The organism is Sphingomonas sp. ATCC 31555 (assembly GCF_000282895.1).
In the GTDB taxonomy this organism is placed as follows: domain Bacteria; phylum Pseudomonadota; class Alphaproteobacteria; order Sphingomonadales; family Sphingomonadaceae; genus Sphingomonas.
The window spans coordinates 47,103-72,856 of the sequence record NZ_ALBQ01000059.1 but is presented as its reverse complement, the minus strand read 5'-3'; the positions used below and the strand labels follow the sequence as shown (position 1 = coordinate 72,856).

At 65.5% G+C, this 25,754-nt stretch carries 28 protein-coding genes and 1 riboswitch; of the genes, 14 read left to right on the top strand and 14 right to left on the bottom strand.

All coding sequences use genetic code 11. The annotated features are described in order from the left end of the window. Positions 1-19 precede the first annotated feature (19 nt). Together B215_RS0118475 and B215_RS0118470 are read right to left on the bottom strand one after the other, a co-directional pair. Positions 20-1,414 (bottom strand): HlyD family type I secretion periplasmic adaptor subunit, encoded by a 1,395-nt coding sequence (locus B215_RS0118475; protein WP_019371130.1) that lies wholly within the window; start codon positions 1,412-1,414, stop codon positions 20-22. Next, positions 1,411-3,471 (bottom strand): type I secretion system permease/ATPase, encoded by a 2,061-nt coding sequence (locus tag B215_RS0118470; protein WP_237718472.1) that lies wholly within the window; start codon positions 3,469-3,471, stop codon positions 1,411-1,413. Before B215_RS0118470 ends, B215_RS0118475 begins: the two co-directional genes overlap by 4 nt. On the opposite strand from B215_RS0118470, the gene B215_RS21925 reads away from it, so the two are divergent. The 7 genes from B215_RS21925 (at position 3,430) to rfbD (ending at position 9,831) form a co-directional block, all read left to right on the top strand. After that, positions 3,430-3,696: a hypothetical protein gene (locus B215_RS21925; RefSeq protein WP_237718473.1), complete on the top strand. Its 267-nt coding sequence runs from the start codon at positions 3,430-3,432 to the stop codon at positions 3,694-3,696. The genes B215_RS0118470 and B215_RS21925 overlap by 42 nt on opposite strands. 184 nt (positions 3,697-3,880) lie before the next feature. After that, entirely contained in the window at positions 3,881-4,384 is a 504-nt protein-coding gene (locus B215_RS0118465) for an FxDxF family PEP-CTERM protein (protein WP_019371128.1), read from the top strand. Between the two features lie 549 nt (positions 4,385-4,933). Beyond that, positions 4,934-6,346, top strand: a complete 1,413-nt coding sequence (locus B215_RS0118460) for an exopolysaccharide biosynthesis polyprenyl glycosylphosphotransferase (protein ID WP_050990222.1) — start codon at positions 4,934-4,936, stop codon at positions 6,344-6,346. Positions 6,347-6,458: 112 nt separating this feature from the next. Then, entirely contained in the window at positions 6,459-7,337 is an 879-nt protein-coding gene (rfbA, locus tag B215_RS0118455) for a glucose-1-phosphate thymidylyltransferase RfbA (RefSeq protein WP_019371126.1), read from the top strand. Continuing rightward, positions 7,334-7,900, top strand: a complete 567-nt coding sequence (gene rfbC / locus B215_RS0118450; RefSeq protein ID WP_019371125.1) for a dTDP-4-dehydrorhamnose 3,5-epimerase — start codon at positions 7,334-7,336, stop codon at positions 7,898-7,900. Before rfbA ends, rfbC begins: the two co-directional genes overlap by 4 nt. Positions 7,901-7,903: 3 nt before the next feature. After that, complete coding sequence (gene rfbB, locus B215_RS0118445) at positions 7,904-8,965, top strand: dTDP-glucose 4,6-dehydratase (protein ID WP_019371124.1); 1,062 nt, start codon at positions 7,904-7,906, stop codon at positions 8,963-8,965. Then, entirely contained in the window at positions 8,965-9,831 is an 867-nt protein-coding gene (rfbD, locus tag B215_RS0118440) for a dTDP-4-dehydrorhamnose reductase (protein WP_019371123.1), read from the top strand. The genes rfbB and rfbD overlap by 1 nt, the downstream gene beginning before the upstream one ends. A 164-nt stretch (positions 9,832-9,995) precedes the next feature. On the opposite strand, the gene B215_RS0118435 is transcribed toward rfbD, so the two are convergent. The 3 genes from B215_RS0118435 to B215_RS20445 form a co-directional block, all read right to left on the bottom strand. Then, entirely contained in the window at positions 9,996-10,202 is a 207-nt protein-coding gene (locus B215_RS0118435) for a DUF1289 domain-containing protein (protein WP_019371122.1), read from the bottom strand. Then, a complete protein-coding gene (locus B215_RS20450) occupies positions 10,202-11,077 on the bottom strand; it encodes a 2OG-Fe(II) oxygenase (protein ID WP_019371121.1) in 876 nt (291 codons plus the stop codon). Before B215_RS20450 ends, B215_RS0118435 begins: the two co-directional genes overlap by 1 nt. A gap of 86 nt (positions 11,078-11,163) precedes the next feature. Then, the gene (locus B215_RS20445) at positions 11,164-12,048 is read right to left on the bottom strand and encodes a glycosyltransferase (protein WP_082664480.1); all 885 of its coding nucleotides are present in this window, start codon (positions 12,046-12,048) and stop codon (positions 11,164-11,166) included. A gap of 206 nt (positions 12,049-12,254) precedes the next feature. On the opposite strand from B215_RS20445, the gene B215_RS0118420 reads away from it, so the two are divergent. Next, positions 12,255-13,163: a DMT family transporter gene (locus B215_RS0118420; RefSeq protein ID WP_019371119.1), complete on the top strand. Its 909-nt coding sequence runs from the start codon at positions 12,255-12,257 to the stop codon at positions 13,161-13,163. Here the strand turns inward: B215_RS0118420 and B215_RS0118415 are convergent. Further along, a complete protein-coding gene (locus B215_RS0118415; protein ID WP_019371118.1) occupies positions 13,138-13,767 on the bottom strand; it encodes a DUF938 domain-containing protein in 630 nt (209 codons plus the stop codon). The genes B215_RS0118420 and B215_RS0118415 overlap by 26 nt on opposite strands. Further along, positions 13,764-13,895 (bottom strand): hypothetical protein, encoded by a 132-nt coding sequence (locus B215_RS22050; RefSeq protein WP_019371117.1) that lies wholly within the window; start codon positions 13,893-13,895, stop codon positions 13,764-13,766. The genes B215_RS0118415 and B215_RS22050 overlap by 4 nt, the downstream gene beginning before the upstream one ends. Positions 13,896-14,199: 304 nt before the next feature. On the opposite strand from B215_RS22050, the gene B215_RS0118405 reads away from it, so the two are divergent. Together B215_RS0118405 and B215_RS0118400 are read left to right on the top strand one after the other, a co-directional pair. Then, positions 14,200-14,772, top strand: a complete 573-nt coding sequence (locus B215_RS0118405) for a pseudouridine synthase (protein WP_019371116.1) — start codon at positions 14,200-14,202, stop codon at positions 14,770-14,772. After that, entirely contained in the window at positions 14,769-15,599 is an 831-nt protein-coding gene (locus tag B215_RS0118400; protein WP_019371115.1) for a 23S rRNA (adenine(2030)-N(6))-methyltransferase RlmJ, read from the top strand. Before B215_RS0118405 ends, B215_RS0118400 begins: the two co-directional genes overlap by 4 nt. Positions 15,600-15,716: 117 nt before the next feature. Here the strand turns inward: B215_RS0118400 and gcvPB are convergent, their stop codons facing one another. The 5 genes from gcvPB to B215_RS0118375 all read right to left on the bottom strand — a co-directional run bounded on the left by gcvPB (position 15,717) and on the right by B215_RS0118375 (position 21,557). Continuing rightward, the gene (gene gcvPB / locus B215_RS0118395; RefSeq protein ID WP_019371114.1) at positions 15,717-17,291 is read right to left on the bottom strand and encodes an aminomethyl-transferring glycine dehydrogenase subunit GcvPB; all 1,575 of its coding nucleotides are present in this window, start codon (positions 17,289-17,291) and stop codon (positions 15,717-15,719) included. After that, positions 17,288-18,646 (bottom strand): aminomethyl-transferring glycine dehydrogenase subunit GcvPA, encoded by a 1,359-nt coding sequence (gcvPA, locus tag B215_RS0118390; protein WP_026009403.1) that lies wholly within the window; start codon positions 18,644-18,646, stop codon positions 17,288-17,290. Before gcvPA ends, gcvPB begins: the two co-directional genes overlap by 4 nt. 267 nt (positions 18,647-18,913) lie before the next feature. Beyond that, a complete protein-coding gene (gene gcvH, locus B215_RS0118385) occupies positions 18,914-19,285 on the bottom strand; it encodes a glycine cleavage system protein GcvH (RefSeq protein WP_019371112.1) in 372 nt (123 codons plus the stop codon). A gap of 1 nt (position 19,286) precedes the next feature. Next, on the bottom strand, positions 19,287-20,447 hold the full coding sequence (gene gcvT, locus B215_RS0118380) for a glycine cleavage system aminomethyltransferase GcvT (protein ID WP_019371111.1): 1,161 nt from the start codon (positions 20,445-20,447) through the stop codon (positions 19,287-19,289). Between the two features lie 163 nt (positions 20,448-20,610). After that, a riboswitch (glycine riboswitch) is annotated at positions 20,611-20,701 on the bottom strand. A gap of 217 nt (positions 20,702-20,918) precedes the next feature. Beyond that, on the bottom strand, positions 20,919-21,557 hold the full coding sequence (locus tag B215_RS0118375) for a hypothetical protein (RefSeq protein WP_026009401.1): 639 nt from the start codon (positions 21,555-21,557) through the stop codon (positions 20,919-20,921). A gap of 119 nt (positions 21,558-21,676) precedes the next feature. Here B215_RS0118375 and ispH point away from each other — a divergent pair, with 119 nt between their 5' ends. Genes ispH through B215_RS0118355 form a run of 4 tightly spaced genes read left to right on the top strand, consistent with a single transcriptional unit; the run spans position 21,677 to position 24,396 of the window. Then, complete coding sequence (gene ispH / locus B215_RS0118370) at positions 21,677-22,630, top strand: 4-hydroxy-3-methylbut-2-enyl diphosphate reductase (RefSeq protein WP_019371109.1); 954 nt, start codon at positions 21,677-21,679, stop codon at positions 22,628-22,630. Then, the gene (gene thrB / locus B215_RS0118365) at positions 22,630-23,586 is read left to right on the top strand and encodes a homoserine kinase (protein ID WP_019371108.1); all 957 of its coding nucleotides are present in this window, start codon (positions 22,630-22,632) and stop codon (positions 23,584-23,586) included. Before ispH ends, thrB begins: the two co-directional genes overlap by 1 nt. Further along, positions 23,583-24,023 carry a ribonuclease HI gene (gene rnhA / locus B215_RS0118360; protein WP_019371107.1) on the top strand — a complete coding sequence of 147 codons (441 nt, stop codon included), beginning with the start codon at positions 23,583-23,585 and terminating at the stop codon, positions 24,021-24,023. Before thrB ends, rnhA begins: the two co-directional genes overlap by 4 nt. Positions 24,024-24,036: 13 nt before the next feature. Further along, on the top strand, positions 24,037-24,396 hold the full coding sequence (locus B215_RS0118355) for a hypothetical protein (RefSeq protein WP_019371106.1): 360 nt from the start codon (positions 24,037-24,039) through the stop codon (positions 24,394-24,396). 21 nt (positions 24,397-24,417) lie between these two features. On the opposite strand, the gene B215_RS0118350 is transcribed toward B215_RS0118355, so the two are convergent. Continuing rightward, positions 24,418-24,819, bottom strand: coding sequence for an acyl-CoA thioesterase (locus tag B215_RS0118350; RefSeq protein WP_037514215.1), 402 nt, complete (start codon positions 24,817-24,819; stop codon positions 24,418-24,420). 111 nt (positions 24,820-24,930) lie between these two features. Further along, a complete protein-coding gene (locus B215_RS0118345; RefSeq protein ID WP_026009399.1) occupies positions 24,931-25,701 on the bottom strand; it encodes a FadR/GntR family transcriptional regulator in 771 nt (256 codons plus the stop codon). Positions 25,702-25,754 lie beyond the last annotated feature (53 nt).

Below are 25,754 nucleotides of genomic sequence, written 5' to 3'. Positions count from 1 at the left end.
CGCCACCCTGGACCCTGGCTTATCGTTCGTGCAGCGCGTCGCCGCCGGTTTCGAGAACTGGCCCGACGATGTAGCTTAGCAATGTTCGCGTGCCGGTGACGATATCGGCGGACGCGATCATGCCGGGACGCAACCGCACCTTTGCACCATTGGCGACGATATAGCCGCGGTCGAGCGCGACCCGCGCCTTGTAGACCGCCGGCTGCCCTTCCTTCATCACCACGGCCTCGGGGCTGATCGCCACCACCGTGCCGGGAATGGTACCGTAGCGGGAATAGGGAAATGCCTGCAGCTTCACCTTCACCGGCATGCCGGTGCGCACGAAGCCGATATCGCCGTTGCCGATCATCACTTCGGCTTCCAGGCGCGCATTGTCCGGCACCAGCGTCAGCAGCGGCTTGGCGCCTTCGACCACGCCGCCCTCGGTGTGCAGCTGAAGCTGCGAAATCGTGCCGTCAACCGGCGCGCGCAGGTCGCGGAACGAGCTGCGCAGCACCGTCTTCGCCACCTCTTCGCGCCGCGCCCGCGCCTCTTCCTGCGCCTTTACCAGATCCTGCAGGATCTGCGCTCGCGCTTCCTCGCGAGTACGGATCGAACTGCTTGCGGCGCTGCGCGACTGTTGCCCGAAGCGGGCGACGGTCGCCCGCGCCGCGACGAGGTCCTGGCGCTCCGCGATCAGCTGGCGCCGCATCTCGACCACGCGCAGCCGAGAGACATAGCCTTTGGCCGCCATCTTTTCGTTGGCGGCGATTTGCTGCTCCAGAAGCGGCAGCGATTGCTCCAGCTTGCGAACCTGCGCCTGCGCCTCGACAGAGGCGGAAGCAGCGGCGCCGCTGTCCGACCGGCCAACGGCGAGCATCGCTTCGATCTGCGCCAGCCGAGCGCGCGCAAGTCCGCGGTTCGTCTCAGCCTCCATCGGGCTAGCCTCCGCCGGAGCAACGAAATTGAAGCCTTTTCCGTCCAGCGCATCGACGATTGCCTGATTGCGCGCCACATCCAGTTCCGCGCTGAGCAAGGCAACGCGCGCCTGGGCGGCCTCTGCCCCCGAGATCGTCGGGTCCAGCGTCACCAGTACTTGCCCCTTGCGCACCCGCTGCCCTTCGCGCACCAGAATGGCGCGGACAATGCCCCCTTCCGGCGACTGCACGACCTTCGTCTCGCCGATCGGCGCAATCCGTCCCTGGGTCGGCGCTACGACATCGACGCGTCCGAACGTGAGCCATGCCCCGGTGGCGATCAGGCCGGCCAGCATCACCCGCGCGGTGATTCGCGCGGTCGGCGAGACCGGCCGTTCGATGATCTCCAGCGCGGCAGGCAGAAAGGTGGTGTCGTAATCCACGGCTCGGGGCGCCAGAATCGCACCCTTCATTTTGGCAAGGGCCCCGCCCCGGCCGATCGTGACCAACGCGTTCATGCCGCCATCTCCCCAAGGCCGCTCTGGCGGCGATACAGGTCGGCGTAGCGGCCGCCCTGGCGCAGTAATTCCTCATGCCGACCGCTTTCGACGATCCGCCCCTGTTCCAGCGTGATGATCCGGTCGCAGGCGCGCACCGCAGACAAGCGGTGCGCGATGATCACCAGCGTCCGCCCTGCCGAAATCGCGCGCAGATTGCTCTGGATCAGTTCCTCGCTCTCCGCATCCAGCGCCGAGGTCGCTTCATCGAAGACCAAGATGCGCGGGTTGCTAACTAAGGCACGGGCAATGGCAATGCGCTGGCGCTGGCCGCCAGACAGGTTGACGCCGCGTTCCACGATCTCGGTATCATAGCCACGCGGCTGGCGCAGGATGAAGTCGTGCGCACCGGCCAAGGTGGCCGCGGCGACAATCTGTTCGAACGGCATCGCCGGATTGGCGAGCGCGATATTGTCGCGAATCGATCGACTGAACAGCAGGTTTTCCTGGAGTACCACGCCAATCTGGCGCCGCAGCCAGGCAGGATCGAGTTGGGCAACATCCACCTCGTCGACCAGCACGCGCCCTGCATCGGGCACGTTCAGGCGCTGCAACAGCTTGGCCAGCGTCGACTTGCCCGACCCCGAGGAGCCGACAATCCCCAGCGAGGTCCCGGCGGGGATTTCCAGCGTGATGTCGCTCACCACCGGCGGCTGGCTATCAGCATAGCGGAAGCTCACATTTTCAAATCGAATCCCGCCGCGCAACACCGGCAGGGTGGCAGCGGATTCGGGGCGAGGCTCAACCGGATGATTGAGCACGTCGCCCAGTCGCTCGATGGCGATCCGCACCTGTTGAAAATCCTGCCAAAGCTGCGCCATCCGGATCACCGGTGTCGCCACGCGCTGCGCGAACATGTTGAACGCCACCAGCGCACCCACCGTCATCGATCCGGCGATCACCGCCTTGGCACCGAAGAACAGGATGGCGGCGAAGCTGAGCTTCGAGATCAGTTCGATCGCCTGGCTGCCGGTGTTGGCGGTGTTCACCAGCCGCTGCGACGCGGCGGTGTAGGAGGCTAGCTGGCGTTCCCACTGATTTTGCCAGTGCGGCTCCACCGCCGTCGCCTTGATCGTATGGATGCCGGAGACGCTCTCCACAAGCAGCGCGTTGCTGGCGGAGCTCTTCTCGAACTTGTCATTCACCCGCGCCCGCAGCGGCCCCGCCGCCATGAACGACACCAGCGCATAGGCCACCAGCGAGACCAGCACGATGCCAAAGAGCATCGGCGAGTAGAACAGCATCGCCACCAGGAAGACGATCGTGAACATCGGATCGATCATCACGGTCAGCGAAGCGTTGGTGAGGAATTCGCGGATGGTTTCCAGCTGCCGCACCCGCGTGACGGTGTCGCCCACGCGGCGCCTTTCGAAATAGCCGAGCGGCAGGGCAAGCAGATGGTGGAACAGCCTTGCGCCGAGCTCAACGTCGATCTTCTGCGCCGTTTCGGTGAACAGCCGCGTACGGATCCAGCCGAGCGCCACTTCCCACAGCGATACCGCGAGGAACGCCAGGGCCAGCACGCTGAGCGTGCTCATGCTGTTATGAACAAGGACCTTGTCGATCACGCCCTGGAACAGCAGCGGCGCAGCCAGTCCTAGCAAGTTGAGCGCGAGCGTGATCGCCAGCACCTCCAGCAGCAACACGCGATAACGGTGAAACTGGCGGGTGAACCAGCTGAAGCCGAAGCGCAGCGGCTGCGATCCCACCGCCCGAGTCGTCAGCAGCAGGAGCGTGCCCGACCAGATCGCATCCAGCCCCTGCCGATCCAGCTGTTCGGGCGCCCGGCCCGGGCGCTGCACGATTACACCATGCTCGGTAAGGCCACCGATCACGAACCAGCCTTCGGGGCCGTCGGCGAGCGCCGGCAGCGGATGTCGCGCCAGTCCGCCGCGAGGCACCTCCACCACCTTGGCGCGCACGCCCCGCTGGCGTTTCGCCAAAAGAATCAGGTCATCCGCCGAAGGGGCATCGGCATGGCCCAACATATGCCGCAACTGCTCAGCGGTGACCGCCACATTGTGTGCCGACAGCAGCAGCGCCAACGCACGAAGGCCGGACTCTCGTTGCTCTGCCACTTGATCGGCCGCCGCATGGGCGGCGAACGCACTTTGCAGGCGTGCCTGCATCTCTTCGCGTTTCATTCTGGGACGTCGCCTCCGCTGGCCTGGATGACGAGCGCGATGGTGAAGCCAATTGGTAAAAACTCGTTTAATTTGTTGTTTTTGGGTGGTTATACCTAGCACGGCCGATGGGCCGAAAAGGCGCCGATCCGCCTGCCGCAACCCTGCCTCGGCTAACCTATGCTATGCCCCGTTTTACTTGAAAGCGCCGGGAACTCGGTTGAAGTTTACGCGCTGTTAACGTAGTGCACCGCAGCGCAGGCTTTGCAAGCGGTCTGCACTTTTCCATTTTCGGGAGGCTTTCATGGTCAACTTCAAGCGGGCAATCGCCGCCGTCGCCGTTATGGGCGCGACCCTTGGTTTCGCTGGTTCGGCGAACGCCACCACCTATGTTTGTGACGCCGTCTCGAGCCCGTGCTCGTTCGATCAGGGAACCGGTGGTTTCTCGAACGTGAAGGTTGCCGCGAACAGCAGCAAGAGCGACCTGTTCCAGATCGCCGTGGACACGCCGGGTCAGCTGATCCTCACCTTCACCTCGGCGAACCTGACGTTCGGCAGCTTTTCCTTCGCCGGCACCACTTTCACTCCGGTGAGCGGCGACAAGTATTTCTTCAACATCGCCACGGCGGGCACCTATGACCTGGTCACCAACCTGACCAACAGCGGCTCGGTCGTCTCGTCCTACAGCGGCACGATCGATCTGGCCGCCGTGCCGGAGCCGGCCGCTTGGGGCATGCTGATCGGTGGGTTCGCGATGGGCGGTATCGCGCTGCGTCGTCGCCGTGCGACCACGCTTGCCACTGCCTGATCCCAACCGGGTCCGGCATATCGGCCAGAAGTGAGAGGCGCTCTTCGGAGCGCCTCTTTTTTTGGGTGCAGCGCGCCAGCGGGATTATCCCCACTTTAACCGCGCACGCTCATACGCAGGCCCATGGAGACTCAACAGCTTGGCCCGACGCAAGAAAATGCTGCACTGCAGCGCATTGCCACGGCCTTGCAACGATTCTGTGCTGCAGGCGCTAATGGCAGCAGATCGTCCCTACCGAGCGGCGGGAGCAGTGTTGATCGCTCAGCAACAAGTGCGCTAAGCCCAGTAGTGGCACGTCGATGGTTCAAGTTGCCGGCAATCGGCACCGCAGATTTCGGCGCGGGCGTTGCGTATCAAGGCCGCTGTTTCATTGGCCGTTTTGAAGCATCAATCATCTGGGGTACATGCTTGCATCCTGCTCGTCTCATAAATGGACCCGCTCACCGACGGAAGCGCTTCCGCCCGCAAACTTGTCTCGTTATAGTGCAGTGCAGCAGGCCGAATCGCCCGCTGACAGCGTGCTAAACCGTGAGGGAGCCCGGCGAGGCTATGAACGCTTTCGAAGCGCAGCGAGCCTTTGAGGAACAGTTGCGGGCACATGCGCGTGCCGAACAACGACGTGCGCCGATGTTGCGCAAGTCCGCGCTTCGGTTGCTCTTGTACACCGAGCTTGTCCTGTTCGACAGCATTGCGATCCTGATCGCGTTCTATCTCGCGGCGTGCGTTCGGGACAGCAACTGGCTGTCGCTGGCCGGCGTGAACGTCGGCATATTCCTGCTGCCGGTGACGCTCGGTACGGCCGTCGCCAGCGGCGCCTATGGGCTCTCCGCCCTGCGGCATCCCGTGAGCGGTGTGAAAAACATCTTCTCCGCCTTCTTCTTCTCGGTATTTATCGTGCTGCTCGGTAGCTATTTGTTGACAGCCGAGCTGCCGCTGTCGCGCGTGCAGCTCGCGCTTGGTGTCGTTCTCGCATTGACCTTCATCATGGCCGCCCGTCTGGGCTTTCGTCGCCATGTGCGCCGCATGACCGGCGGCAAGCTGCTGGACGAGTTGGTAATTGTCGACGGCGTGTCGCTGGACGTAACCGACGGTGCGGTGGCGCTCGATGCGCGCATCCTCAACCTGACGCCCGATCCCCACAATCCGCAGATGTTGCATCGGCTCGGCTCGATGGTCGCCGGCTTCGATCGCGTGGTGGTGGCATGCACCTCGGAACAACGCGCGGTCTGGGCGTTGCTGCTCAAGGGGATGAACGTGAAGGGCGAGATCCTCGTCCCGCAGTTCAATGCGCTCGGCGCAATCGGCGTCGACGCCTATGACGGGCAGGATACGCTGGTCGTGTCGCAGGGCCCGCTCAACATGCCCAATCGGGCGAAGAAGCGCATTCTCGACCTGGCAATCACCGTGCCGGTGCTGATTGCGCTCGCGCCGCTGATGATCCTGGTGGCCATCGCCATAAAGGTCGAGAGCCCGGGGCCGGTGCTGTTCGCGCAGGATCGCGTCGGTCGCGGCAACCGCTTGTTCAAGATCCTGAAATTCCGGTCGATGCGCCAGGCATTGTGCGACGCGGACGGCAATGTCTCGGCGAGCCGAGATGACGATCGCATCACCAAGGTCGGCGGTTTCATCCGCAAGACCAGCATCGACGAATTGCCGCAACTCCTGAACGTGCTGCGCGGCGACATGAGCGTGGTCGGGCCGCGGCCGCACGCACTCGGATCCAGAGCGGCCGATCATTACTTCTGGGAAATCGACGAACGCTACTGGCATCGTCACACGCTGAAGCCCGGCATGACCGGCCTGGCACAGGTGCGCGGGTTCCGCGGCGCCACGGATCGCCGGGTCGACCTTACCAACCGGCTGCAGGCGGACATGGAATATATCGACGGCTGGGACATCTGGCGCGATATCACCATCCTGTTCAAGACACTGCGCGTGATCGTCCACTCCAACGCCTTCTGATCGGCGGCGCCACCATTGTTGTAGAAGGCGATGGATTGACACTGCGACCACTTCCGTTTTTGAAGTTTAACGTCCGTGCGGCGCCCAGCCTGCACCAAGGGGGATTTGTAGAATGAAGGGTATCATTCTTGCGGGGGGAAGCGGCACGCGCCTGTATCCCGCAACCTTGTCGATTTCGAAGCAGCTGCTTCCCGTTTACGACAAGCCGATGATCTTCTACCCCCTGTCCGTGCTGATGCTCACGGGCATCCGTGACATCCTGATCATCTCCACGCCGCGCGATCTGCCGATGTTCCAGGCGCTGCTTGGCGACGGTTCGGCCTTCGGCATCAACCTCAGCTATGCCGAGCAGCCTTCCCCCAACGGGCTGGCCGAAGCCTTCATCATCGGCGCCGATTTCGTCGGCAACGATCCGAGCGCGCTGATCCTCGGCGACAATATCTATCATGGCGAAAAGATGGGCGAGCGCTGCCAGACGGCCGCTGCCCAGGCTTCGCAGGGCGGCGCCAATGTCTTCGCCTATCATGTCGATGATCCCGAGCGCTACGGTGTAGTGGCTTTCGATCCGGAAACGGGCGTTGCCACCAGTGTCGAGGAAAAGCCGGCTACGCCTAAGTCTAATTGGGCGATCACGGGTCTCTATTTCTACGACAAGGACGTGGTAGACATCGCCAAGTCGATCCAGCCCTCGGCGCGCGGCGAGCTCGAAATTACCGACGTCAACCGCATCTACATGGAACGCGGCGACCTGCACATCACCCGGCTGGGCCGTGGCTATGCCTGGCTCGACACCGGCACGCATGATAGCCTGCACGAGGCTGGCTCGTTCGTCCGCACGCTGGAGCATCGGACCGGCGTGAAGATCGCCTGTCCCGAGGAAGTCGCTTTCGAAGCCGGTTGGCTGGGCGCCGAGGACCTGCTGAAGCGCGCAGCCGGTCTCGGCAAGACCGGCTATGCCGCCTATCTCCGTAAGCTGGTGACCGCAGCATGACCCAAGTCCATCATCACGAACTGTCCGGCGTAATCGAGTTCACGCCACCCAAGCACGGCGACCATCGTGGCTGGTTTTCGGAGGCATTCAAGCAGTCCACGCTCGATGCCGAAGGTGTCGATGCACGCTGGGTGCAGGACAATCAGAGCTTCTCGGCCGCACCCGGCACGATCCGCGGGCTGCACCTGCAAGCCCCTCCCTTCGCCCAGGCCAAGCTCGTCCGCGTGCTGCGGGGCGCGATCTATGACGTAGCAGTCGATATTCGTCGCGGCTCGCCCACCTATGGCAAATGGGTCGGCGTCGAGCTGTCGGCGGACAAGTGGAACCAGTTGCTGGTTCCCGCCGGCTATGCACACGGCTTCATGACGCTCGTTCCGGATTGCGAAATCTTGTATAAGGTCAGCGCCAAATATTCCAAGGAATCGGAGATGGCGATCCGCTGGGACGATCCCGATCTCGCGATTACCTGGCCGGAGATCGGCGTCGAGCCGGTGCTTTCCGAAAAGGACGCGGTCGCGACCCCGTTCGCCGAATTCAACACCCCCTTCTTCTATCAGGGCTGATCCATGCAGCAGACCTTCCTCGTCACCGGCGGCGCCGGCTTCATCGGCTCGGCGGTGGTGCGCCACCTCGTCCGCCAGGGCGCGCGTGTCATCAATCTCGACAAGCTCACCTATGCCGGCAACCCGGCCTCGCTGACCGCGATCGAGAACGCGCCCAACTACCGCTTCGTCCATGCCGACATCGCCGACACCGCGACGATCCTGCCGCTGCTGCGCGAAGAGCAGGTCGATGTGGTGATGCACCTCGCCGCCGAGAGCCATGTCGATCGCTCGATCGACGGCCCGGGCGAGTTCATCGAGACCAACGTCGTCGGCACCTTCAAGCTGCTCCAGTCGGCGCTGCAATATTGGCGCGAACTGGAAGGCGAAAAGCGCGACGCGTTCCGCTTCCACCATATCTCCACCGACGAAGTGTTCGGCGACCTGCCGTTCGACAGCGGCATCTTCACCGAAGAGACGCCCTACGACCCGTCCTCGCCCTATTCGGCGTCGAAGGCGGCGAGTGACCACCTGGTCCGCGCCTGGGGCCACACCTATGGCCTGCCAGTAGTGCTGTCGAACTGCTCGAACAATTACGGTCCGTTCCACTTCCCCGAGAAGCTGATCCCGCTGACGATCCTCAACGCGCTCGAGGGCAAGCCCCTGCCGGTCTACGGTAAGGGCGAGAACATCCGCGACTGGCTGTACGTGGACGATCACGCCAAGGCGCTGGCGACCATCGCCACCACCGGCAAGGTCGGCCAGAGCTACAATGTCGGCGGCCGCAACGAGCGCACGAACCTGCAGGTCGTCGAGACGATCTGCGACCTGCTCGACCAGCGCATCCCCCTGCCCGACGGCAAGAAGCGCCGCGAGTTGATCACCTTCGTCACCGATCGCCCCGGCCATGACCGCCGCTACGCGATCGACGCGACCAAGCTCGAGACCGAGCTTGGCTGGAAGGCGGAGGAGAATTTTGACACCGGCATCGCCGCGACGATCGATTGGTATCTCGAGAACGAATGGTGGTGGGGCCCGATCCGCTCGGGCAAATACGCCGGCGAACGGTTGGGCCAGACCGCCTGATGCGTATCCTCGTCACCGGCAAGGACGGCCAGGTCGCCCAGGCACTGGCGGAGCAGGCCGATGGGCACGAACTGGTCTTCGCCGCCCGGCCGGACTTCGACCTGTCGCAGCCGGCGACGATCGAGGCGATGGTAGCGCGGGTTCAGCCTGACCTCATCGTCTCGGCTGCGGCGTACACCGCGGTGGACAAGGCGGAGAGCGAGCCCGAACTCGCCATGGCGATCAACGGCGACGGCCCCGGCGTGCTAGCCCGGGCCGGGGCGAAGATCGGCGCGCCGATCATTCATCTTTCCACTGACTATGTGTTCGACGGCAGTCTGGACCGCCCCTGGCGCGAAGACGACCCCACCGGCCCACTCGGCGTGTACGGCGCAACCAAGCTGGCCGGCGAGCAGGCAGTGCAGGCCTCAGGCGCGGATTACGCGGTGATGCGGCTGGCTTGGGTGTACAGCCCGTTTGGTAACAACTTCGTCAAGACGATGCTCCGCCTTGCCGAGACCCGCGATGCGCTGAACGTGGTGGAAGACCAGCAGGGCTGCCCAAGTTCGGCGCTCGATATCGCCACTGCGATCCTTGCGGTCACCGAGCATTGGCAACGCGAGGGCGCTTCGAAGGGCGTCTATCATTTCGCCGGATCGGGCGAGACCAATTGGGCAGATTTCGCCCGCGCCATCTTCGCGGAAAGCGCAAAGCGCGACGGGCCGGCGGCGGACGTCACCGGCATTCCCAGCTCGGACTATCCAACGCCGGCCAAGCGGCCCGCCAACTCGCGCCTCGATTGCTCGCGCTTTACCGAAACCTTCGGGTATCGCGCGCCCGCATGGCAGGACTCGCTAGCGATCGTGATGGACCGTCTCGCCCGCTGACAAGCAAAGCGCCTCCGCCGCCGCGTAGAAGCTTGGCGGCGGAGACGCCGTTCAGGTCCTTCGCCACCCGCAAGTAGCCAGCCTTGGCGACTGCCGAAACATCGTCGACGCTGCTGCCTGCAACAGAGTCGGCGAGCCTAGCTTATCCGTCCTTCAAAGTGTTCCTAGCGGCGCCCACCATGCTGCTTCTCTCGGCCGGGAAGCTCGGCGAGCACCGCGCGCTGCGCGCGCGGGCTCATGTCGCTCCAGCCGGCAATCTCTGCCGGCTTCCGCCAGCAGCCCAGGCATAACCGGATCTCCATGTCGAGGCGGCATACCTTGCGACACGGCGACTCCGGCGGAGCGGCAAAGAGACTGCCGAACAATCCCATCAGCGCTTGAAGTTCAGGCCGGTCTTCCGGGCAAATTTGGCAAGGCTGTTGATCACCGGCGTCGGCGCATAATCGCGGATTACGCCCTTCACGCGGTGCAGCGGCGTACGCTTGTCATGCGCGGATACCGCCTTCCAGCGCACGAAGTTCGAATAGCCCAACCCCTCCGTGTCCTCTTCGGCGCTGTAGTAATAGAGGGCGAGCGAATTACGCCGAACGTTCTCCGGCGTCTTGAGCGGGAAGGGCTGGCCGTGCCACGACTTGCCGGAAACGCGGAAGATCGCCAGCCGATTGAACTTGGGCACGATGCTGGAGACGCATTTGGTCGCGTCCTCGTCCCACAGCTCCAGATTGCCGCCCCATTCTTCCTGCCAGTCGGGCGTACAGTAATAGATGCAGTTGACCTGCTGGCTGAGCCTCTTGTTCGGATGCCGCGACGCATCGATGTGCAACATCAGGCGCCCGCCGGAACCCGTCGAATGCAAGCCGCAGCCATAATGATTTGGATCCGGAAGCAGAAACTTGTTGCCGGTCAGCCGATCCAGGAAGTTGCAGAAGATGCCGGACTGAAACTGCATCATCATCAGCCGGACCAGGGGCGGGAACATCTCTTCGTCGGAGGTCGTGACCTTTTCGACGCGGCGATCACCGCTATGCGCGCTGTCCCCCGGCCCTTCCAGTCGCCAGTTGATATCGTCGAGGCCGGGAAAAGCCGAAGCAAGCCGCTTCGCGACATCGTCCGGTAGAAAATTGTCAATTGCGACATGCTCGTAGGGTTCGGCGTTCACAAAGCGCTCGTGATATTCTTCTGCCAGCGCGTAAAGGCGTTCCCGGTTGAAGAAAAAAAAGTCCGAGGTATCTGCCGCCAAAGTCATGTCGTCCCCCCGAAAACGCCCCGGCTGATCATATTCAGCCGCGGCGATTCGGGTAAACAACTTTTAACGATTGTGATGTCCCATTTTCACCGGTCGCGGATTCGAACCACAACCGGCTTGATCAGCTTAATCCCGAATTCCCGCAGCTTCCGGACGGGCGAAACGACAGCGTGGTCCCAAAAAACGCCGGCGGGACTTACCCGATGGGCTGCCACGTCACTGCGGATCTTGAAGGAATCGATGATGTCCGTATCCGCGACCAGCTTGCCCTTGATGCGATTGGTGACGTTTTCACCGTGCACCACCTGCAACCATAGCGGTTGACTGGGCACTTGAACGATGGTCCATTTCTCGCCCAGCTCATGGTGCGATTTCGCCCAGATCGTCTCCATCGTCGGCAGATCGCGCTCGACCAGCGACGTAAACGGGTTGCTGTGGTCGCTTGCGGTGTACAGGCGGCCGTTGCGCATCGCGATGCCCTGCGTGAAATTGAGCACCGTCTGCGCGGGCGCATCGACGGCCGCGGCCTGCACACGGGCGACAAAGTCCGAGGACAATGCATCGTCATTGTCCAGGCGCGTGGTGACGATCAGATCCTCTCCTGGTTTTGCCAGGGCGCGGACGTCGTCAGCAATCAGGGCCTTGTCGAACATCGCGACGAAGCGCGGGGTGAAGTTGAAGATCGCCCGATCGCGCTCGATCCGTTCCTTGAACTCGGCCGGCGTATCCTTGTCGAAATAGATCAGCCAATGGAAGTTTCGCTCGGTCTGGCCGGCGATGCTAGGCAGGCAGAATTGCTCGAACAGACCGAAGCGCCGATCCAGCCAGCCCGGTGAGTTGCGGATGGCGACCTCGCGTCCGGGGCTGGCGATGTTGAAGCGCGTAAGAAGTACGTGAAGCATCGGATCATCAGCCCTTGTCAGCGGAGAAGATGTTGGTGGATTGTCGGACAGGCCCGGCCAGCGGAACATTCGGGGCAGCCAAAGGGCGCAGGGTTGATCGAGCCATCGACGTCGCGCACGGCACGGCTGCAAACCCCCGATCGTTGTCACCCGCTAACCGGTTAGGCAATTATTTTCGGCCGGGCAACCGCCTATTGCTGCACCGCGCCATCGGAGACTAGACGGCAAGAACAAAACGACTTGCCGCCCAACGCCCTGCGCCCTAACCAGCCGGCGTGTCCAATGCCCGCACCGATCGCATCGCTACCGGCCTTGCGCTACGCCTGTTCGCGATTGCCTGCCTGGCGACCATGTCGGCACTGATCAAGCTATCCGAAATCCGGGGCGCCAATCTTGTCGAGACGATGTTCCATCGCCAGCTATGGGCGGTGCCGCTGGTAACGTTGTGGGTGGCGGCCGGGCCGGGGCTGCAATCACTGAAGACCAAGCGCTTCGGCGCGCATGTATGGCGCACAGCGGTGGGTCTTACCGGCATGATCTTCACCTTCGGCGCGGTCGTGCTGCTGCCCCTGGCAGAGGCGCAGACCTTCCAGTTCACCGTGCCGATCTTCGCGACGCTGCTCGGCGCCCTGCTGCTGCGCGAGCCGACCGGCTGGCATCGCTGGAGCGCGGTGATCCTCGGATTCGTCGGCGTGCTGATCGTGGTGCAGCCGGGGCATCAGGCGATCCCGATCTTCAGCGCCGTCGTGGGGCTTCTGGCAGCGTTGTTCGTCGCGCTCGTGGCAATCACCCTGCGCCAGATCGGCCGCACCGAAAGTGCCGGCACCACCGTTTTCTGGTTCTCGCTGCTGTCGGTGCCGGTGCTGGGCCTGGTTTATGCCTTCAACTTCCAGAACCATGATCCGGTCACCTGGGCGATCCTGATCGCCACCGGGCTGGTCGGCGGCGTCGGCCAGCTCGCGCTCACCGGCGCGATGCGCTTCGCCCCCGTCTCCGCCGTGGTGCCGATGGACTATTCGGGTCTCATCTGGGCGACGCTCTACGGCTGGCTGCTGTTCGGCGTGCTGCCGACCACCTCCACCTGGCTGGGCGCACCGGTGATCATCGCCAGCGGCCTGTACATCGTCTATCGCGAGCAGAAGCTCGCGCGCGGTCAGGCTAGCTACGCCGAAACGCCACTATGAGATTGTTGGCGGGCATCTCCACCCGCCGGTCGAACACCAGCCCTTGCGCTTCCGCCGCCGCCGTCACGTCGCTCAGCAGCCGCAGCCCCCAGGCAGGGTTGCGCGCGCGCAGCGAACGATCGAAGTCCTCGTTGGAAGGCGCGGTGGACACGCCCGCCTCACGATACGGGCCGTAGAGGACCAGCGGCCCGCCCGGCGGCAACAACCGCCCCGCCCCCGCCATCAGCCCCAGCGTAGCCTCCCACGGGCTGATATGGACCATGTTGACGCAGAGGATCGCATCGGCGTGCGCAATCGGCCAGGCAAGGGCGGCCGCATCAAGGGCCAGCGGCGGCCGGACATTGCCCAGCCCATCGCACCAGGCGGCAATCGACGCGAGCGCTTGCGGATCGGGGTCGCTGGGGTGCCATTCCAGCTTGGGGAAATGCTCGGCAAAATAGGCGCAATGCTCGCCGCTGCCGCTTGCCACTTCCAGCACATGGCCGGCGGCGGGCAGCAGTTGCGCTAGAATCGTGGCAATCGGCGCGCGGTTGCGCAGCGTCGCGGGAGCATGGCGACGCACGCCCTCGGGCGGGGCCAGCCAGCTGCGTTCGCGATCGCTCATGCGGCGACGCGCGCCTTGGCGAGCAGGCGCTTGCCCCGGAGATACAGCGCCGCCCGCATCGCGCTGAACAGCCCCACCACGAGCGCAGTGATGCGGTAGCGTATCCCGTACGGCGTATCGAACTGCATGCGAGTCCTCCCGGTAGATGCGGTGCAACATAGGAGGAAGCGTGGCGCGGTCAAAACGCTGCTGTGCCAGCGAAGGGGCGGCTGAGATCGGAAGCCGACCGCTCCAAGCCCGCCCCGAATGCAAGCGTTCGGCGGAGGTGCAAGCTGCGACGGACCACGTTCGGCGCGGTAGCGGATCGGCCGTTTCGCCCTGCGAAAGCAGGAAGCCCGACCGACGGCCTCTGGGTAGAGCGGGCGAGCGCAGTTGATCTGCCCGCGGCATGCGCGAGAAGACATTGCCGCGGCCGAACGCTATGCGCGCAGGATGGCCCGGCTGCTCCTGTTCAACAAACCCTTTGGCGTCCTGTCGCAATTCACGGACCGCGGATCGCCGACACTTCGGTCGACCTTGTCGGATTTCATCGAGGTGAAGGGTGTCTACCCCGCCGGCAGGCTCGATCGCGACAGCGAGGGGCTGCTGCTGCTGTGCGATGATGGGCGGCTGCAGGCGCGCATCGCCGATCCGCGCTTCAAGATGCCCAAGACCTATCTCGTCCAGGTCGAGGGCGATCCGCAGGCGGCGGACCTCGAGCGCCTGCGACGGGGCGTCCTGCTCAAGGACGGCATGACCCTGCCGGCCGAGGTCGAGCGGATCGACCCGCCGGAGCTGTGGGAACGCGACCCGCCGATCCGCCAGCGCAAGTTCATCCCCGACAGCTGGCTGAAGATCACCATCCGCGAAGGGCGCAACCGGCAAGTGCGCCGCATGACGGCGGCGGTGGGGTTTCCCACGCTGCGGCTGGTCCGCTGGTCCATCGGCGACTGGTGTGTCGCCGGGATTGCGCCGGGCCAGTTCGAGGAAATCACCAGCATGGACACGAGTTTGAGATCTCAATGAATTATCGCCACTCCTTCCATGCCGGCAACAGCGCCGATGTCGTGAAGCACAGCCTGCTGATCGCGCTCCTCCGGGCCCTGCAGCAGAAAGAGGGCGCGCTGACCCTGATCGATACCCATGCCGGCTGCGGGCTCTACGACCTTGGCGGTGAGCAGGCGCAGCGCACCGGCGAGGCCGCGCACGGCGTGCTGCGCGCCTTTGCCGATACGAACCCTCTGCTCGACGACTATCGCGCCGCGGTGCGGGCGGTGAATGACGGGGCGGAGCCGCACCTCTACCCCGGCTCGCCGCAGTTCCTCGCGCAGCTGCTGCGCCCGCAGGACCTGCTGATCCTCAACGAGAAGCATCCCGAGGACGTCGCGATCCTGCGCGATGCGATGCGCGGGTCGCCGGCCGCCGTGCACGCGCGCGATGCCTATGAGCTGTGGCTGGCGCTGCTGCCGACCCGGACGGCGCGCGGCGTGGTGGTCGTCGATCCGCCCTATGAGCAGACCGACGAGCGCGACCGCATCGTCGCCACCCTCGCCGCCGCGCACCGCAAATGGGCGCATGGCGTGACGGTGATCTGGTATCCGCTGAAGGACCGCGCGACGCACCAGCAGTGGAAGCAGAAGCTGCGCAGGCTCGGCATCCCGAAATTCCTTGTCGTGGAGCATTGGCTGTACGATGCCGATATGCCCGGCATCTATAACGGCGCGGGCTTGTTCATCGTCAATCCGCCCTATGCCTTCGTGCAGGCGCTGCCGCCGCTGCTGGAAGCGCTGCGTGCCGCGCTGGCGCCGGACGGGCATCGGGGCGAGATCCGCGCGGACTGGTTGCACGACTGAAACGCTGCAATCTGCAGTCAGCCACGCAACTCCCCCGCAAATGCAAAGCGCCGGCTGGAAGCGGGGGCTTCCAGCCGGCGTGTGCGACCCTCTCTCGGGGGGTAACGGGTCGGGCGCTTACTCGGCCGCTTCGGCCGGCGCCGCATCCTTGTAGGCCAGCACCGGCTTGCGCGCGGCGAGCGTCTCGTCGAGGCGGCGGCGGGGCGCGAAGTGCGGTGCGCTCTTGAGCGCCGCCTCGCCCTGCTTGGCCTTCATCGCGACGTTGCGGAACGCGCCGATGAACTGGTCGAGCGCCGCCTTGCTCTCGGTCTCGGTCGGCTCGACCAGCATCGCGCCGTGGACGACCAGCGGGAAATACACCGTCATCGGGTGATAACCCTCGTCGATCAGTCCCTTGGCGATGTCGAGCGTCGAGAAGCCCTCGGGCAGGCCCTTGTCGCTGAAGATCGCCTCATGCATGCACGGGCCGGTCTTGGCGAAGGGCGCGTCGAGCACGTCCTCCATCGCGCGCAGCACGTAATTGGCATTGAGCACCGAATCCTCGGCGACCTGGCGCAGGCCGTCGGCGCCGTGGCTGAGGATATAGGTCAGCGCGCGGGTGAACATGCCCATCTGGCCGTGGAAGGCGGTCATGCGGCCGAAGGTGCCGGCATGATGCTCCTCGGCATTCTCCTCCTCGACGATGCGATAGCCGCTCTCGGTCTTCTCGACGAAGGGCAGCGGCGCATAGGGTGCCAGTGCCGCCGACAGCACGACCGGACCCGAACCCGGGCCGCCGCCGCCATGCGGGGTGGAGAAGGTCTTGTGCAGGTTGATGTGCATCGCATCGACGCCGAGGTCGCCCGGGCGGACCCGGCCGACGATCGCGTTGAAGTTGGCGCCGTCGCAATAGACATAGCCGCCGGCGGCATGGACCGCGTCGGAAATGTCCTTGAGGTCCGGTTCGAACAGCCCGCAGGTGTTCGGGTTGGTGATCATCACGCCGGCGATGTCCGGCCCCAGCCGCGCCTTGAGCGCCGCCACGTCGACCCGGCCTTGCGGAGTCGCGGGGATGTCCTCCACCGCGAAGCCGGCGAATGCCGCCGTCGCCGGGTTGGTGCCGTGCGCGCTCTCCGGCACCAGCATGATGCGACGCGCGGTCTCGCCCTTAGCGTCGAGCGCCGCGCGGATCGCCAGCACGCCGCAGAGTTCGCCGTGGGCGCCGGCCTTGGGGCTCATCGCCACCGCCTGCATGCCGGTGAGCGTGATCAGCCAGTGCGCGAGCTGGTCGATCGCCTCCAGCGCGCCCTGCACGGTATCGACCGGCTGGAGCGGGTGGATATCGGCGAAGCCCGGCAGGCGCGCCATCCGCTCGTTGAGGCGCGGATTATGCTTCATCGTGCAGCTGCCCAGCGGGAACAGGCCGAGATCGATGGCATAATTCTGGCGGCTGAGGCGGGTATAGTGGCGCACCGTCTCGGGCTCGGACAGGCCCGGCAGGCCGATCGCCTTGCTGCGCTCCATGCCGCCCAGGCGGGACTTGCCTGCGGGGGCCTCGCCGAAATCGACGCCGGTGGTGTCGGTGGAGCCGATCTCGAAAATCAGCGCCTCTTCCAGCATCAGCGCGCGGTTGCCGGTGAACGTGCCCTCGGCGGTCTCGCCGCCCTGCGACGGCGTGGTGGGGCGCCAGCCCGACGGATTGATCGTGCTCATGCCAGCACCTCCTCGAGTGCGGAGGCAAGCGTCTCGACGTCCTCCTCCGTGGTGGTTTCGGTGACCGCGACGACGAGGCCGTTCTGCAGCGCTTCGACGCCCGGATAGAGGCGGCCGAGCGACACGCCGGCCAATATGCCCTTGTCGGCCAGCTGGCGGACGACCGGACGCGCTTCCTTCGACAGCTTCAGGGTGAATTCGTTGAAGAACCGGTCGGTGACCAGCTCCACCCCGTCCACTTCGGCCAGGCGATCGGCGGCGGCGCTGGCGCCGACATGGTTGAGCTCGGCGAGCTGGCGCAGGCCTTTCTCGCCCAGCAGCGTCATGTGCACCGACATGGCGAGCGCGCACAGCACCGAGCTGGTGCAGATGTTCGACGTCGCCTTCTCGCGGCGGATATGCTGCTCGCGGGTGGAGAGCGTCAGCACGAAGCCGCGCTTGCCGCTGGCGTCCACCGTCTCGCCACACAGGCGCCCCGGCATCTGGCGGACCAGCTTTTCCGAGCAGGCGAACAGGCCTACATACGGCCCGCCGAACTGGAGGCCGACGCCGAGCGACTGGCCCTCGCCGACGACGATGTCCGCGCCCATCTCGCCCGGCGCCTTGATCGCCCCCAGCGCCACCGGCTCGGTGACGACGGCGATCAGCAGCGCCTTCTTGGCGTGGCAGGCGTCGGCCAGTGCGGACATGTCCTCGATGCGGCCGAGAATGTCGGGATACTGGACGACGACGCACGAGGTGTCGGCGTCGATCGCGTTGATCAGGTCGAGCGTGTCGGGCTCGGGGCTGAACGTCGGCACGCCGGTGACGAGCTGGTCGCCGGTGAAGCGCGCCATCGTCTTGGCGACCGACACGTAGTGGGGGTGCAGGCCGCCCGAGAGGATCGCCTTGCCGCGCTTGGTGACGCGCCGCGCCATCGAGATCGCTTCCCAGCACGCGGTCGAGCCGTCGTACATCGAGGCGTTGGCGACGTCGCAACCCAGCAGCCGGGCGATCTGGCTCTGGAACTCGAACATCATCTGCAGCGTGCCCTGCGCGATTTCCGGCTGGTAGGGCGTGTAGGCGGTGAGGAACTCGCCGCGCTGGATGATGTGATCGACCGAGGCCGGCACATGGTGGCGATAGGCCCCTGCCCCCAAGAAGAACGGCGCTTCGCCGGCGGCAATGTTCTTGCGGGCGAGCGCGGTCATGTGGCGTTCGACCGCGAGTTCCGACGCATGCATCGGCAGGCCGGCGATCGGCCCGCTCAGGCGGGCGCTTTCGGGCACGTCGACGAACAGGTCGTCGATCGACTGGGCGCCGATCGTGCCAAGCATTGCCTGACGGTCGGCCGGGGTAAGGGGCAGGTAGCGCATCGACTGTCCTACTCCCCTCCCGCGTGCGGGAGGGGTTGGGGGTGGGCCCCCGCCATCCGCGGGCCTTTCGGTTTCTGGGGTGGGTTTTGGCCCGCCCCGGCATTCCTCCCGCATGAGGAGGAGAAATTCGGTGCCCCCTTGCTTCTCCCCTCCCGCGTGCGGGAGGGGCCGGGGGTGGGCGCCCGCTATCCTCGGGCGGCCCGTCAGGAGGAGAGCGTAGGCCCGCCCCCTGCCCCCTCCCGCACGCGGGAGGGGGAAAAGGTCACATCACAGCTTGGCGACGAACGCCTGGTACTTGGCCTCGTTCATCAGGCCTTCCAGCTCGCTCTCGTCGCTCAGAGTCATCTTGAAGAACCAGCCTTCGCCTTCCGGATCCTCGTTCACCAGCGCGGGATTGTCGGCGAGGTCGGCATTGCCCTCGACGACGGTGCCCGACACCGGCGCATACACGTCCGACGCCGCCTTCACGCTCTCGACGACGGCGGCATCGTCGCCCTTGCTCAGTTCCTTGCCCTCGTCGGGCACTTCGACGAACACGATGTCGCCGAGCTGGCTCTGGGCATATTCGGTGATGCCGACCGTCGCGACGTCGCCGTCGACTTCGATCCACTCATGGTCTTCGGTAAAATAACGGCTCATGTCACGCTCCCTTTCGGACATAGCGGTGGGGGACGAAGGGCATTGCCACGACTTCCGCGGAGTGCTGCTTGCCCCGCTGGACAAGCGTAATCTTGGTGCCGGCCGCTGCAAGCGCCGAAGGCACATAGGCCATCGCAATCGGCTTCTGCACCGACGGCGCGAACCCGCCCGAAGTAACCTTGCCGACTTCCGCGCCCGAGGCATCGACCACCGCCGCGCCCTCGCGCACCGGCTGGCGGCCCTCGACGATCAGGCCGACGCGCTTCATGGCACTGCCCTGCTCGCGCTCGGCGAGGATGCGCTCGGCACCGGCAAAACCACCTTCCTCACGGCGGCGCTTGGACAGCGCAAAGCCGAGATCGGCGGCGACCGGCGTGGTCTCCAGGTCGAGGTCATGGCCGTAGAGCGGCAGGCCGGCCTCCAGGCGCAGCGAGTCGCGCGCGCCCAGGCCGATCGGCTTGACTTCGGGCTGCGCGGTGAGCGCGTCGGCGAACGCCTCGGCCGCCTCGCCCGGCAGCGAAATCTCGAACCCGTCCTCGCCGGTATAGCCCGAACGGCTCACCCAGAGCGGGTTGCCGTTCCATTCGAACGCAGCGGCGGTCATGAACACCAGCTTCTCGACGCCGGGCAGCACGCGGGCGAGCGCGGTGACCGCTTCCGGCCCCTGCAGCGCCAGCAGCGCCTGGTCTTCTAGATGGTTGATCGTCACTTCGTCGGGCAGGAATTCGCGGAACACGCCGAGATCGTCCCACTTGGTCGCGCCGTTGACGACCATGTAGATCGTACCGCCGTCGATCTCGAAGGCATTGTCGGCGGGCAGGCGGGTCATCATCAGGTCGTCATGGATGCCGCCTTCTTCGCTGAGCAGCAGCGAATAGCGCATCCGGCCCTCGCCCAGCCCCTTCACGTCGCCCGGCAGCAGCTTTTCAAGGCCCGCATCGAACTCGACGCCCGAGAAGAGCAGCTGGCCCATATGACTGACGTCGAACAGCCCGGCATGCTCGCGCGTCCACAGGTGCTCGGCCATGATGCCTTCATACTGGACCGGCATGGAGTAACCTGCGAACGGCACCATCCGGCCGCCGCGCGCGCGGTGCCAGGCGTCGAGCGGCAGCGTCTCGATCGGCGTTTCGGTGACGGTGTCTTCGGCGATATCGCTCATCGGGGCACTCCGGGCATCAAGGGTTCAATGGCACGCCCGGGCGCGCTCGCCCGGCCTGCACCATCGCCCCCTCTGTCACGGAACCTGAGAGCTTTCGCCGGCGAGCCGGCTTACCCCTTCGGTGGAGCCCGGCCTATGCGGCCGTCTCGCTTTCCAGAGTGTCGTGGCCTGCGCGGTCCTCGGTGCCTGAGAGATTCCGGGGCGGTTGCTCCTTCGGCGATCCGGCAAGCCGGATTCTCTCCCGCGCATGCCCATGCCGGTTGCCCGGCATCGACACGCCCGCCTTGGCCGGAGGGCTTGTCGGAGTCAATCGGGATTGAGGGGAATTTAGATCCTCCCGGCACGGGGGGCCGCGCGGCGCCACGCGCGTGGCGGAGCGGGGGGCGCCGCACCGGACTCGCTCATGGACAGCCCCTCCGCCATGCTGCGTATGGCTCCCCTCGCCGCGCAGGGGAGGATCTTAAGCGTGGATTATCGCGTCGCGTTGTACTTCAGCTGGGCCTCGGTCAATTGGAAGCCGACCAGCGCCTCGAACGTAGCCGACAGCACCGCCGTGCGCACCGAGGGATCGGACAGCGGATCGGTCGCTGCGGACTGCTCGCCCGCCTTGCGCTTCTCGGTCAGCCGGCGGCGGACCTCGTCGGGCAGGGTCGCCGCGGCATGCGATACGCTGCTGGTGGCGGTGCCGACGGCGCTGGCGCGGATCTGGCCGGCATCGAAGTGCAGGGTGATATTGCTCACGCGCTTGGCGGTCACGGATGTCCCCCCGCGCACGATCGTAAGGAAATAGGGCACAGTCACGTCCCGCGCCGGGCCCGCATCGCGGCGGCGCGCCAGCACGTCGAAGCTGATGTCCGTCACCACCTGCGCACCGGCATCGTTGCACGCCGCCTTTACGTTGGTGATCGTCGCCACCACGTCGATCGCCTGCGCCTCGCGGCTCTCGGCCGGATCGAACAGCGTCACGTCGCCGGTGCCGGCCGGAATCGCTACCGTCGGGCAGGCGGTGCGCACCGCGCTGATGCCGCCCTCGGTGATTTCGCCGGTGCGGGAGCAGCCACCGGCAGCAAGCAGGATCAGGGCGGGAACGGTGAACTTAGGCACAGACAAGGGAGGCAACCTTTCGAACCGAACAGCCGCCCCCCATCTCATAAGCCGGGGGCCGGAACGGCGCGCACCATAGGAACCGCCTTCCGCCCGCGCAAGCAATCGCGTAGAGGCTCCATCCGATGGCACACACCGAAAAGCGTCCCCTGGAGCTGCTGATCGCAGCGCCCCGCGGCTTTTGCGCCGGCGTCGACCGCGCGATCCGCATCGTCGAGCTCGCGATCGAGAAATATGGCGCGCCGGTCTATGTCCGCCACGAAATCGTCCACAACAAATATGTCGTGGAAAGCCTGCGCGGAAAGGGCGCCGTGTTCGTCGAAACGCTGGATCATGTGCCGGATGGCGTTCCGGTGGTGTTTTCCGCGCACGGCGTGCCCAAGGCGGTGCCACACAAGGCCGAACAACGCGGCCTTTCCTATCTCGACGCCACTTGTCCGCTGGTCTCCAAGGTTCACCGTCAGGCCGAGCGCCATGTCGCCGCTGGCCGCCACATCCTGTTCGTCGGTCACGAAGGCCATCCGGAGGTGATCGGTACCTTCGGCCAGGTGCCCGAAGGCGCAATGACGCTGGTGGAGACCGAGGCGGATGCGGAATCGGTCGCGGTGCCCGATCCCGATAACCTCGCCTTCCTCACCCAGACGACACTGTCGGTGGACGATACCGCCGCGGTACTCGGCATCCTCAAGCGCCGCTTCCCGACGATGCTGGCGCCGGGCGCGGACGACATCTGCTACGCCACCTCGAACCGCCAGGGCGCGGTAAAGGCGATCGCGGAGCAGGTTGAGCTGGTGCTGGTGATCGGCGCCCCCAATTCGTCCAACTCGCTGCGCCTCGTCGAAGTCGCCAAGCGCGGCGGCGCCCGCGCGGTGCTGATCCAGCGCGCCGCCGAGATCGACTTCGCCTGGTTCGACGGCGTCACCAAGGTCGGCATCAGCGCCGGCGCCTCGGCCCCGGAAATATTGGTACGCGAAGTCGTCGAGCAGCTCGGAACGCAGTTCGCGATCAGCGAGCGGGAAGTCGAGACGGTGGAAGAAAGCGTCGTGTTCAAGCTGCCCCGCGGCTTAGAGGCAGCGTAATGGCCGTCTACACGCAGGTTTCGGCCGAGGCGCTCTCCGCGTTTCTCGAGCGCTTCGACGTCGGCGAGCTGGTCTCCGCCAAGGGCATCGCCGAGGGGGTGGAGAACAGCAACTATCTGGTCGACACGAGCAAAAGCCGTTTCATTCTGACGCTCTACGAAAAGCGTGTCGACCAGGGCGACCTGCCCTATTTCATGGCGCTCCTCGATCACTGCGCCGATCGCGGGCTGCCGGTGCCCCCGGCGGTGCCCGATCGCGACGGCACGCTGATCCATGCACTGGAGGGCCGCCCGGCCTGCCTGATCCAGTTCCTGTCGGGCGTCTCGGTCTCGCATCCCACGGCGGCCCAAGCGCGTGCCGCCGCCGAGGCGATGGGCCGGATGCACAGGGCCGTCGCCGACTTCCCGCAGGACCGCCCCAATTCCATGGGTGTCGACACCTGGCGCCCGCTGTTCGAACGCTGCGGCACCAGCCTCAACGACATCGCGCCGGGCCTCTACGACGAACTCGGTCAGGCGCTGGACCGTGTCACCGCCCTTTGGCCCCGCACCGGCTTCGACAGCTGCGCGATCCATGCCGACCTGTTCCCGGACAATGTCTTGATGCTCGGCAACCGGGTGACCGGGCTGATCGACTTCTATTTCGCCTGCACCGACCTGCGGCTCTACGACCTCGCGGTGATGCACACCGCCTGGGCGTTCGATTCCACCGGCCAGAAGTTCGATCCCTATGTCTCCGAGGCGCTGCTCCAGGGCTATGAGACGAGCTACAAGCTGAGCGAGAAGGAGCGCGCGATCCTGCCGCTGCTGGCGACCGGCGCCTGCATCCGCTTCACCCTGTCGCGCGCGTGGGATTGGCTCAACACGCCCGCCGACGCGCTGGTGACGCGCAAGGATCCGCTCGCCTTCTGGCGGCGGTCGCGTGCCTATGAGGCAGCCCTGTCGGCGCTGGCATGACCGAACTTCAGCATGTCGAGATCGCGACCGACGGCGCGTGCAAGGGCAATCCCGGCCGCGGCGGTTGGGGCGTCGTGCTGCGCATGGGCAGCGTCGAACGGGAGATGTCCGGCGGCGAGGCGCACACCACCAACAACCGCATGGAACTGATGGCGGCGATCGAGGGCCTGAAGGCGCTCAAGCGCCCATGCCGCGTGACGCTGTCCACCGACAGCCGCTATGTGATGGACGGCCTGACCAAGTGGATCCATGGCTGGATGAAGAATGGCTGGCGCACCGCCGACAAGAAGCCGGTGAAGAACGCCGATCTCTGGCAGGACCTGCTCGCCGCCGCCAAGCCGCACCGAGTCGAGTGGAAATGGGTGAAGGGCCATGCCGGCCACCCCGACAACGAGCGCGCCGACAAGCTCGCCAGCGACGCCGCATTGGCGCAATAGCGGGCGGCGGCGCATGTTCGGCTGGCTCAGGAGGCGAGCGCGGCGCCCGCAACCGGAAGCGCGCTGGACTGTCGAGGTCGATGCCCACCACCTCCAGATCACCGACGATGCCGGGACGGTGAAGCGGCTGGCGAAGCGCGACCTTACGGGCGTCGCCATCGAAACCAACGACTCCGGTCCGTGGGGAACCGACCTCTGGTGGCTTCTGCTTGGCCCGGACGATCGCGTCGCCTGTGCCTATCCGCAAGGCGCGACGGGCGAAAACGCGGCGCTGGATTACCTCACCGCCCTGCCCGGCTTCGATTTCGCGCAGATGGGTCAGGCGATGGGATCGACGGAAAACGCGTTCTTTCCCGTCTGGCAGAAGGCATAGCCGCGATTCTTACCGGCCCGCTTACTCGCTCTTCACGAAGAACCGGTCGATCACGTCCTTGGCCAGGCGCGCCGGACGGCGAGTCTCGGCGTCCAGGCAGCACCAGCTGGACTTCACTTCCGCCAGCACCTCCGTGCCCCGCCGGATCACGGTTTCGTAAAAGGCCCGCGCGCCCTGCACCTTTTCCAGCAGCACGGTGGCGACCACGTCGTCATCCATGAAGGCGGGGCGGCGATAGGTGATCTCGTGCTTCAGCGCGACCCACAGATGCTCGGCCACGGCCTCGACCGGGGCGAGCGCCTGCCAGTGGCTGACCACGGCTTCCTGCACCCATTTGAGATAAGAGGCATTGTTGACATGCCCCATGAAGTCGATGTCGTCCTGCGCAACGTCGACGCGGAATTCGAAGGGGATGGCAAACATGGTCACCTTACCATCATAGGGCAAAAGCGCGCCCGGCGCATCCCTCGGCACACCGAATCACGCCAGAAATCCCCCGGCGCCGCCGAGCCGCGCTTGCCGTAGCGGCAGAACTCAATCCGGGCCGATTTTCAGCCGGCGCGCGAGCGTGTCGCGCCGCGCGTCCAGTTCGTGGCGGGCGCGTTCGAGCAGTTCCAGCTCGGTCGCCTCCAGCAAATCGTCGACCACCCCGCGCAGATGGCGGCGCATCGCCGAACGCGCGCCGTGCGGATCGCGCGCGTGCAGCGCGTCCAGGATCGGGCGATGCTCGTCGAACCGCGGGTTCACGCCGTTGCGGCGCGCGCGATCGAACATATTGGCGCACAGCGGCGAGCGCGTGCGCAGATCCCACAGATACTCCACCACGCTGCGGATCGCGGCATTGCCGGTGGCATTGGCGATGGCGATGTGGAAGCGGTGATCGGCGTCGAACAGCGCGGCGTTGGCTACCGCCGGGTCTGACATTTCCCGCGCAATTCCATCCAGTTCGGCCAATTGGTCGGGCGTTGCCGATACTGCGGCAAGCGCCGCCGCCTCGCCTTCGAACAGGATGCGCGCCTCGGTCAGGTCGAACGCGCCGATATCCAGGTTCAGCGCGTCCTCGCGCAGGCCGCCCTGGCTGTCGCGGTGCGTAACGTACAGGCCGGAGCCGTGGCGCGCCTCGATCCACCCCTTCATCTCGAGCGCGATCATGGCTTCGCGGATGGTGGGGCGGCTGACCTTATATTCCTCGGCCAGATCGCGTTCGCCGGGCAGACGGGTTCCCGTCGCCCATCGGCCGGATTCGATGCCGTCGGCAATGGACGCGGCAACGCGCTGGTAAAGTTTGCTGCGATTGAGCTTCATCGGGAAACATTCATAGGCAAGAGCGGGCATTTCGCAAGGCAGTTTGGCCAGAC